The 7,676-nt window shown below is 69.5% G+C and carries 8 protein-coding genes; 3 read left to right on the forward strand and 5 right to left on the reverse strand.

The features are described from left to right. Window positions 1–122: 122 nt before the first annotated feature. From VIM19_19440 to VIM19_19455, 4 genes are read right to left on the reverse strand one after another with little or no spacing between them, the layout of a single operon-like run. Entirely contained in the window at window positions 123–863 is a 741-nt protein-coding gene (locus VIM19_19440) for a DUF1365 domain-containing protein (GenBank protein HEY5187018.1), read from the reverse strand. A 5-nt stretch (window positions 864–868) separates the two neighbouring features. Further along, entirely contained in the window at window positions 869–2,137 is a 1,269-nt protein-coding gene (locus tag VIM19_19445) for an FAD-dependent oxidoreductase (GenBank protein HEY5187019.1), read from the reverse strand. Then, a complete protein-coding gene (locus VIM19_19450; protein ID HEY5187020.1) occupies window positions 2,134–3,171 on the reverse strand; it encodes an SDR family NAD(P)-dependent oxidoreductase in 1,038 nt (345 codons plus the stop codon). The genes VIM19_19445 and VIM19_19450 overlap by 4 nt, the downstream gene beginning before the upstream one ends. Then, entirely contained in the window at window positions 3,168–3,632 is a 465-nt protein-coding gene (locus VIM19_19455; GenBank protein HEY5187021.1) for an SRPBCC family protein, read from the reverse strand. The genes VIM19_19450 and VIM19_19455 overlap by 4 nt, the downstream gene beginning before the upstream one ends. Window positions 3,633–3,779: 147 nt before the next feature. Between VIM19_19455 and VIM19_19460 the strand changes: the two genes are divergently transcribed. The 3 genes from VIM19_19460 (at window position 3,780) to VIM19_19470 (ending at window position 5,855) form a co-directional block, all read left to right on the forward strand. Then, a complete protein-coding gene (locus VIM19_19460; GenBank protein ID HEY5187022.1) occupies window positions 3,780–4,733 on the forward strand; it encodes a B12-binding domain-containing protein in 954 nt (317 codons plus the stop codon). Between the two features lie 143 nt (window positions 4,734–4,876). Continuing rightward, entirely contained in the window at window positions 4,877–5,452 is a 576-nt protein-coding gene (locus tag VIM19_19465) for a heme-binding protein (GenBank protein ID HEY5187023.1), read from the forward strand. A 271-nt stretch (window positions 5,453–5,723) separates the two neighbouring features. After that, window positions 5,724–5,855: a hypothetical protein gene (locus tag VIM19_19470; GenBank protein HEY5187024.1), complete on the forward strand. Its 132-nt coding sequence runs from the start codon at window positions 5,724–5,726 to the stop codon at window positions 5,853–5,855. 462 nt (window positions 5,856–6,317) lie between these two features. Here VIM19_19470 and VIM19_19475 read toward each other — a convergent pair whose 3' ends face one another. Continuing rightward, window positions 6,318–6,950, reverse strand: coding sequence for a hemerythrin domain-containing protein (locus tag VIM19_19475; protein ID HEY5187025.1), 633 nt, complete (start codon window positions 6,948–6,950; stop codon window positions 6,318–6,320). Window positions 6,951–7,676 lie beyond the last annotated feature (726 nt).

Here is a 7,676-nt window from a genome sequence, read left to right on the forward strand (position 1 = left end):
GGCGACACCCGCGCGGACCGGAATCCGGGGGACCTCGACCGGAACCGTCCGCGCGCGCCTCGTGGGCGCGGTGGTTCGGGCCGGGTGCGTCTGCACGGGCCACGGGTTGATGGTGGACGAGCTCACTGGACCCCCTCCTGAGGGACGTGCGGTGTCCTGGGCAGCACAGGGACTCGGGTCAGCCACAGCCGGATCCCGTGCATCCTGATCAGTGCGGAGACGCGGTAGGTGCCGAGCGGGTGGCGCAGCATGGTCCGCAGCAACCGTCGGCGGGTGGCCGGGTGTCGGGCGCCGCGGAGCCCGACGGCGAAGACGATCTGGTCGTGCTGGCGCAGCGACACCGCAACCGACAGGTTCTGCTCCGGCCGGCTGACCCTCATCTCATAGCCGCCGCCCATCTCGAGGAATGGGGAGACGTAGAACTCCTTGGCGGCCTCGGCCCGCCCCTCGGTGTCAGGCCGCAACAGGTAGCAGTGCCGCTCGCCGTAGGTGTTGTGCACCTCCGCCACCACACACTCAGGGCGACCGTCCGGCTGCGAGCACCAGTACAGCGTGATCGGGTTGAACACGTGGCCGAGCGTGCGGGCGTTGGCCAGCATCACCACCTTGCCGCCCTGGAGGTCCACTCCTTGGCTGGCCAGCCAGGTGTCGAGGTTCTCCCGGATCGACCGTCCCGGGTCGCCAAGATGATCAGACGCCTCGAACCGGCCGAACGACCGCAGCCACCAGGGCAGCACCGGCAGGGCGTCCAAGTCGACCAACCACAAGGAGATCCGATGGATGAACGTCCGGTTGAGCCGCTGTCGCCGGGCATGGACCACCTCGGCGTCGTACAGGGCCGGCAGCACCTCGAGGTCGGACATCGGGCCTACCACTGCACGCCCAGTGATGCCGCGGCCCGGACCCCTGCGGCGCAGCCGTCCTCGTGGAAGCCCCAGCCGTGGTAGGCCCCCGCGAAGGCAACGGTCCGGTCGTTGATCTCCGGCAGCCGGCGCTGCGCCACGAGCGACTCCGGGGTGAACACCGGGTGCTCGTAGGACATCTTCGCGATCACACTCGAGTCGGCGACCCGACCGGTCCCGTTGAGGGTCACCACATAGTCCATCGGCTCGACGAGCCGCATCAGCCGGTTCATGTCGTAGCTCATCAGCGGCTGGGCCTCCTGTCCGGAGCAGGTCGCCTTCAGGTAGTTCCATGAGGCGCGGGCACCGGACCGCCCGGGCAGGACCGAGGCGTCGGTGTGCAGCCACGCCTCGTTGCGGGAGTAGGTGAACGCTCCGAGGATCTCCTTCTGCGCCGGGCTGGGGTCGGCGAGGAGGTCCAACGCCGTGTCCGGATGCGTTGCGATCACCATGCGGTCGAACAGGTGCAGGGCGTCGGCATGGTCGCGGATCTCCACCGCTTCGAAGCCTCGGGTGACCGTACGCACCGGAGTACTGACACGGACCGAGGTCAGCCGCTCCGCCACCTTGTCGACGTAGCTGCGTGAGCCGCCCACCACGGTCCGCCACTGGGGCGAGCCACCGACCGAGAGCATCCCGTGGTTGTCGAAGAACCGGAACAGGTTCCGCGCCGGCTGCTGGGCGCTGGCCTGGGGTCCGGTGGACCACACCGCGGACACCACCGGCATCATGAAGTGGTCGACGAAGTATTGGGAGTAGCGACCATCGGTCAGGAACCGTCCCAGGGTCAGCTGGTCCGAGCTGTCGTCGTCGGCCGTAAGAACGTGCCGTGCCTCCCGGTGGAAGCGGGTCACCTCGCCGAGCATCCGCAGGTAGCGGGGCCGGGACAGGTTGCGGGGGTCCGCGAGCAGGCCACGCAGCTTGCGCGCGCCCGCATACTCAAGGCCGCAGCCCTCGCACCGCACGCTCATCGACATCTCGGATTCCTGCGTGCGCACATCCAGCTCGCCGAACAACCGCAGCAGCTGGGGGTAGGTCCGTTCGTTGTGCACGATGAAGCCGGTGTCGATCCGTACCGTGCCGCCGCCGGCCCGGTTGACGTCATGAGTGTGTGCGTGGCCGCCGAGCCGTCCGTCGGCCTCGAACAAGGTGACGTCGTAGCGCCGCTGAAGCAGGTAGGCCGCGGTCAGGCCGGCGACCCCGCTGCCCACCACCGCGGCCCGGGGCCGAGTCATCGCTGTACCCGGCCGGTCGTCGCGACGGGTGTCACCGCGTGGTCGCCTGAGTGGAGGGAACGCCCAGCGTTCGCGGAAGTCCACTCCCACAACCGGTCGGCCTCACCGTCCGGCGTCGCGGTCCAGGGCAGCCGCACGGTGGACCGCGCACGGCGGTCGTGCCAGAGCTGGCCGTCGCCGTGCGCACCGGCGGCGGAGCTGGCCAGCCAGACGATCGTGTCGACGCCCTGCTGCGGGCTGCGCAGCAGCGGCCCCATCAGCCGGGCGAACCGGGGCAGGGAGGCACGGAGGCCCGGGGTGTCAACCCACCCGGGGTGGGTGACGTGGAACGCGACGCCGCTGCCCGCGGTGCGCCTTGCCCACCCTTGGGCAAGGACGACCTGGGCCCGCTTGGCGCTGGCGTAGGTCTTGACGCCGTTGAACGACGCCGGGTCCGGCGTCAGCGCGCCGACGTCAAGCCGCTGTGTGTACATCCCGCCGGAGGAAACCGTGATCACCCGCGAACCGGGGGTGGCCCGGAGCCGTGGAAGCAGCAGCGACGTCAGCAGGAACGGCGCGACCACGTGCACCTGGGCGGTGGTCTCCAGCCCGTCGACGGTTGCCTCGTAGCGGCCCATCAGGGCGCCCGCGTTGTGCACCAAGACGTCCAGGCTTTCGGACCCGGCGAGCAGGGTGTCCGCGACCGCGTGCACGTCAGACAGCCGAGCCAGGTCGGCCACGGCAACCTTCAGAACCGCGCCGGGCACGTCCGCGCGGATCTGGCCGGCCAACCAGTCAGTCCGGTCCCGGTTCCGGCCCAACAGCCACACCGTGGCACCCAGGCGGGCCAGCGCAGCCGCCATCGCTCCGCCCAGACCGCCGGTGGCCCCGGTGACGACGACGACCCGACCGGCCATCGAGCCGGCCGCGGGCTCCTCCCATGCGTCCAGTCGGTGGCGTGCCACGTAGCCGACCCGGCTGAAGCTCGGCACCACCGTCGCCTCCAGCACCGGGTCCGCCACGGCGGCCGTGGCTCGCGAGACCAGCCCGTTCACCGCTGCCGCCCCGGGGGCCGGGGGGCACGGTTGGTCAAGGTGGCGAGCAGCCCTTCGGACGCCCGGTCCCCGATCCGGCGGAAGGCCAGGGCGAAGATCGGCGTGGCCAACCGGGCCAGACCCTTCAAGGCCAGTTCGGCGTTGTACTGGACCACGGTGTCGCCCGAAGAGTCCGCACTGAAGGTGATCTCGTCGGTCGACCGGACTGATGAGTTCTCCGCGGCCAGAACCACGCGGTTCGGCGGATCGAAGTCGGTGATCTGGTAGCGCAGCGGAACCGTGTTGCCCAGGAAGACCGCGTCCAGCGCGAAGACCGAGCCGAGTCCCACCGGGTCCGGCGTCACCATGCGCGCCGAGCTGACGCCTGGGTCCCACTCGGCTGCCGAGCTGAACCGGCTCAGATATGCGAACGCCTCATCCCGCGGCATCGGGACGACGAGCCGGCGCTGGTAGTGGACCACGGGTGGCTCCCTTTCCTGGTGCGGCGGGTCGGCCTTGCTTCTTGGACATACCTTAGACAGACTATGGACAGCACGTCAAAAGATGACGGGTCGACGAGGAAGGAGTCAGAGATCGACGGATCCGAGATTCGTTCGCCGCACGAGCTGGTGCAGATCGGCGACTTGGCGCGCCGAGTCGGCGTTCGGGTCGACACCCTCCGGGCCTGGGAGCGCCGCTACGGGCTGCTCCACCCGCACCGATCCGTCGGAGGATTCCGGCTCTACTCCAGCGATGACGAAGCGATCGTGCGGGCGATGCTCAGCGAGATCGACCGTGGGTATCCGCCCTCCCAGGCCGCCAAGCTGGCCCTGGCCTCAGCCGGTTCGACGGAGGGTCCGACCGACCGCCGCACCGCCGCCCTGGATCGGGCGGTGCTCACCACGGCCCCAGCCGACCTGACCCATCTGCAGGTGATCCGAGCCGAGCTCTATGGCGCGCTGCTCGGCTTCGACGGCGGCCGAGCGCACCGGCTTCTCGACGCACTGCTCGCCGAGTTCACGCTCAACGCCGTGGTCCGCGATGTCCTGCTGCCCTGCCTGCGGCAGATCGGCGAGGGATGGGCCACCGGCGAAGTCAGCGTCGCCGAGGAGCACTTCGCCAGCCAGCTGATCCGCGACCGGCTGCTCGGCCTGGCCCGGGACTGGGACCAGGGGCGGGGACCTAGAGCCCTACTGGCCTGCCCGGCCGATGAGCGGCACGACATCGCCCTGATCTGTTTCGGCGTGGTGCTGTCGCGGAGCGGTTGGCGGATCACCTTCCTCGGCCCGGACACCCCCGTCACGGCTCTGGCCGACGCGGTCGCGACACTGACGCCCGACCTGATCGTGTTGAGCGCAACGGTCGAGGAGCGGTTCACCTCGATCGCCGCGCACCTGAGCGCTCTGACGTCAGGCGCCAACCTCGTGCTGGCCGGCCCCGGCGCTTCGGCCGCCGCCGCCCACGCGACCGGCGCCGGTCTCCTCGAGGATGAGCCGGTGGCAGCTGCTGTCACGACGGCGGCTCGGCTACCGGTACCTGGTCCACCGCATCCGACCTCTCACGCCCGCAACACACGGGCGTGAGCCTCACTCCGGTTCGCCCGACACCGTGCCGGCTGGCAGTGCACACCCGTGCGCGGTCACGGGACCATCACGAGGCTTGGGACGGGCCGGCTCTCCCCTCGATGGTCGGTCTTTCCGTCAGATAGGACTGGAATGAGGTCACGATGACCGAGCAACAGCAGTACGAGGTGGTCCGGCAGGGACCCGGTTTTGAGTTGCGCTACTTCCCCGCGCATCTGGTCGCCCAGGTCGACGTCGAAGGTTCCTTCGAGGACGCTGGCACCGCGGCCTTTCGTCCCCTGGTCGCCGACATCCGCGGGGACACCCAGACCCGCGAGGGGCTGGCGATGACCGCTCCGGTGCTGCAGCACCGCGACGCCGTTGCGGGCCCGTCGTCGGCGGTCCAGGCCGTGACAGCCGAGACGGCACCCGGACGGTATGTCGTGTCCTTCGTCATGCCGGAACGCTCGACGCGTGGGTCGCTACCCGTCCCGGGCAATGCCCGGGTGGCGATCCGGTCCGTCCCCGAGGAGCTCGCCGCCGTGACTCGGTACTCGGGCCGATGGACCGCCGCCTCCTACCGGCAGCAGGCGGCTCGGCTACGGCAGGCGGCGCAGGATGCCGGGCTTGAGCCGACGGGTCCACCGCGTTTCGCGCGCTTCGACCCGCCCTGGACGCCATGGTTCCGACGTCTCAACGAGGTGGTTCTGCCGGTGAGCGAGCGCCGACCCCGGGAGTGACAGTGCGGCCGCATCTCCCCCGGTCCGGGTGTTCGACCGCTCGTCCCTGAGCAGTCCTTCGAGCGGCAGGCCCTCCTCGTCCGCCTTTTCGACTTCATCGAAGCGTGCGGGCAGGCGCATCAGCGGTGCGGACTCGCCGGCGGTCGAAGCCATTGACCAGTCCACCTGGCCGCCCCCCAGGTGGCGTTCCCGATTGCCGCCCGCGCTGAGGCTCGGGGCGTACTGTCACAGGTCACGGAGCCGTTCAGGCTTCCCGGCTCGAGGAGCCACCATGGCCGACAAGTCACCCCGACAGCACATGCAGAAGAAGGCGGCCGGCAAGTCCATCAAGGAGAAGCGCCTGGAGAAGCGGGCCAAGACAGGCTCCCCGATCGAGATCATCGCTTCTCCGAAGAAGCACTGATTCACGCGGGTTCCGTGACGAGGGAACACTCGAGCGTGGGCAGTGGCTGCGAACGCACGCGGCCCGCAGAGGGTGCCCGCGAGGTGACGATCTGGAGCGAGGCGCTCCGGTATCCGGCGCGCGTTCGCAAGCTCCTTGTCTTCTGGCATGGCGGGCCCGACCGCCCAGTTGGGGGCACAGACCAGCTGCGAGACTAGCCCTCGTCGGCTTGCACAGAAGGCAAGCGCAGCTGCGCTTTCGGGCACCAGTGGTAGTAGCCCTGCCTCGAGCCCGGGTCACAGTAGCCCACGAGCCCGTGCCAGCCGTCCGGTTCCAGGCGAGTGCCCAGCAAGGTGGCGGGTAGCCAGCGGCCCTCGTGCAGAACTTCTACAGGGCGGAGCATGTCCACCAGTGTGCGCTTGTCGCAGCGAATGCGGCAGCGCGCGAAACGACGAAGATCAGAACCGACGTGCCGTACTCGACCTACCGCTGCCAGACCGGCGCGACGTTCTTGCGGTAGCCGCGTCCGAAGATCCCGCCGATGATGGAGAGCACGGGACCGGGCACGTCTCGGGTTACCGCTTCGCGCTCATCGGGCGACGCGCCGTCGAGCACCCAGGCGAAGAACGTTCCACCCGTGGCCGGGCTGACCTTCCCAAACGCCTTACCCATCGCCTTGATCTCCGGAGTGTCGCGCTTGGCCACGTAGACGTCCTCGGTCTCAGCCTCCTCGTGGTCGAGATGCGCGACCGTCACCACCTGCAGATTCTGGAAGGCGGCCAGCGCGGCCCTGGACTCATCGAGGCCGGCCGTGCGTGTCAGCGCTCCCATCGCGGTACGAGTCTCGGCCAGAGCTTCGGCCATCGCCTCGTGCTCAACGTCCATGGTCGCCAGCAGCTCCTTGCTCACACCGACGGCCTGGAGCGCCGGCCACGCGATCGTGTGCTCGCCCTCGTGATGGCGGGTGAGTTGGCCATCGAAGTTCGCCCACGCGGTGCCGAGCTGGTGTGCCCTGTTCCGCTCGCCCGGCGGGAACGTGCTGAGTGCGGCGAGGAACCTGTCCAGGTCCCGTCGGACGGCACCGTGGATTGCCTTGTTCATGCTCAGCTCGCTCATGCCCAGACTCTAGGGCGTGCGCCTCGGTCGACGGGAGACTCAGCGTCTCGCAAGGCAGAGGGGCACGGCCATTGACAACGACGCCCCGAGGCGACGTTGCAGGGCGGGTCTTGGCCGAGGAACCACTAGTCGCCGAGACTCCGCCGGCTGGGACTGCGGGCGCTGGGGCGCCAGCGCCACGGCCAGGCCCCTTGTTGGAGTACGGCCCGGGAGCCACTCCGCTGCCACCAGAGGGGATCACTGGTTGGCGAGCCTGGCCGGCCGAGCTGAACGGGGACCCGCGTAGCAGACTGCGGTCAGATTCGCGCCCGTGCGGACGCCTCGCTTGGCTCGGCGATGTCCTCGATCTCCGCCGCACCAGCCTCGATGTCGTGCTCGGACTCGACGCTGATGTGGGGCAGCAGACGGGCCAGCCGGCCAGGCAGCCACCAATTCGGGGACTCCTCGGCTTTCCGTGGGTCTCCGGGGGTCGCTAGGGCCGTCGATGGGTTGCGGTGGTTGGTGATCGGTGTCGCTGAGGGCCGGCGTGAGGACGCGCACGTACGGGCTCGTAGGTTTCGGAGCGACCAAGCAACCGATCCCTGACCTGAGTTCCGCAGCTAAGTGATCTTGTGGGCATGGATCAGGCCGTTGACCTGCGGTTTTGGGTGCGCGTGGGTGCGAGGTGTAGTGCCTACAAGCCGATGATCCGGGCGCGGGGTCAGCCGGCGGTGTCGATCTGGAGGA

The organism is Actinomycetes bacterium, from assembly GCA_036510875.1.
GTDB lineage: Bacteria > Actinomycetota > Actinomycetes > Prado026 > Prado026 > DATCDE01.